The sequence below is a fragment of the Kitasatospora sp. NPDC059803 genome (assembly GCF_042732255.1).
In the GTDB taxonomy this organism is placed as follows: domain Bacteria; phylum Actinomycetota; class Actinomycetes; order Streptomycetales; family Streptomycetaceae; genus Kitasatospora.
Map to the genome: position 1 here is coordinate 1 of NZ_JBHWIJ010000569.1, position 1,723 is coordinate 1,723.

Sequence of the window (1,723 nt, forward strand, 5' to 3'; positions counted from 1 at the left end):
GGCTTGCCTGCGATAGCATCAACTGGATGTACCTGATGCACCGAGGTGTCTGCATCGCAGGCAAGCCAGCTCCCACAGAAAAGCAGAGCTGCATCAGCTTCAGATTTGGCTTTCGCTTTGGTCTTTGCCTCTGCTTTTAACACTCAAGCCGGCCGGTAGGCCGCTGTGCTCTTGCTTTTGATCTTGATCTTAGGCGCCCCGTTAAACCACGCTGGCCGAACGCAGGCTTTGGAGCGTGGGTAACCCGGCAGGACGCCGGGTTAGCCGCGCTGGGCCAAGGATGGCCCATCGCGGCGGCCCACGGTCCAAAGCCGGAGTGAGCAACCGTGTCGAATCTCAAGCCATTTCAGCGAAATGTTTTTGATCTCGGACCATCGCATTCAGGATCGTCAGCAGCTTTCTCATGCATGCAACCAGCGCCACTTTCTTCGTCTTCCCTGCAGCAAGCAGACGGTTGTAGAACCTCTCGATCACCGGGTTATGGCTCTTCGAGGACAAGACAGCCATGTAAAGCACACTTCGCACCTCAGCTCGACCACCCCATATCCGTCTACGTCCTTTGTACAGGCCGCTATCGCAGTTAAAAGGGGCCACACCAACCAATGCAGCCACTTGTTTGCGATTCACTTTGCCTAGCTCAGGAACCATCGCCAGCAGCGAAAGTGCGAGCACATTGCCAACACCTGAGACCTCGCGCAGCAAATCATAATTGGCCTTCCAGGCCGGCGAAGCTTTGATCGCTTCGTGCAAGTCATCGTCTGTACTTTTAAGACGCTTTTGAAGCCAGACGATATGTGCCTTGATATCCCGTCGAAGCGCCTTGAATACCGCCTGTTTCAGTCGAGACTCCTCCGCCACGATCATATCGATAAGCTGACGGCGTCTAGTCAGTAGATCTGCCAGTTCACGAGCGTGTTCATCTGGCATCTCCCGAATTTCGGGTTTGACCGCCTGAGCAAACTCCGCAATCACCTGGGCATCCAGAGCGTCGGTTTTAGCCAGCCGTCCGGTAGCCTTAGCGAAATCACGGACCTGACGGGGATTTACAACAACGACTGGTAATCCAGCAGCGCAAAGCTCGGCAGCGGCAAGCCGCTCATATCCGCCAGTTGCTTCCAGCACCACTAAAGCGGGCATCTGAGCCTTGAGATGCTTAGCTAAACGCTGGATATCTTCTGGAGTATTGAAAAACTGCTCGACTTGGCCAGTAGTGCTGACGAATGAGTCGAGCTTGTTTTTGGAAACATCAATTCCGACGAACGCAGAGTCATGGTCCATGGCGTTTTCCTCACGTCCAACCTTGCAGAATCGGGCTTTACGCCCAGGCAACCGTTCGGACTAGTTTAGAAAAGAACCTGCTTCGACCCATGCTCACTCACGATATTGAAATCTGAGGGCACCACGGTCTGAAGCAGGTGAAAATAATCTTACAAGGGCACACCGAGCCTAAGCGAGGTGCCGAGTGGTGGGGCAAGAGCGTTTTGCTTACTTTTGCGCTTTTCAAAAGTGACCCGCTGTAAGAGCGGAACCCTAAGTGGCCGTTACCGCAGAAACGGATATGTACTCAGCCAGACTGAACATATCTCCCCCCCCCCACCCCCCCCGGCACACCCGGGGGGGGCCGGCCGCCGGGGAGGACGCCAACCCCCCGGGCGACAAAAAGTACCACAACCGCCCCCCCCCCCCCCCCCGCCCACCACACGAAGGTCTAGCCCGCGAACAC

Annotated in this window: 1 protein-coding gene; it reads right to left on the reverse strand. The window is 55.7% G+C overall.

Annotated features, from left to right (window positions below; all coding sequences use genetic code 11):
* Positions 1–336 precede the first annotated feature (336 nt).
* Complete coding sequence (locus tag ACFV6I_RS39545; protein ID WP_093200084.1) at positions 337–1,278, reverse strand: IS110 family transposase; 942 nt, start codon at positions 1,276–1,278, stop codon at positions 337–339.
* Between the last annotated feature and the right edge of the window lie 445 nt (positions 1,279–1,723).

Excerpts from the sequence above, each read along its gene's own strand:
- ACFV6I_RS39545 (WP_093200084.1), bottom strand. The coding sequence starts at position 1,278 with ATGGACCATGACTCTGCGTTCGTCGGAATTGATGTTTCCAAAAACAAG.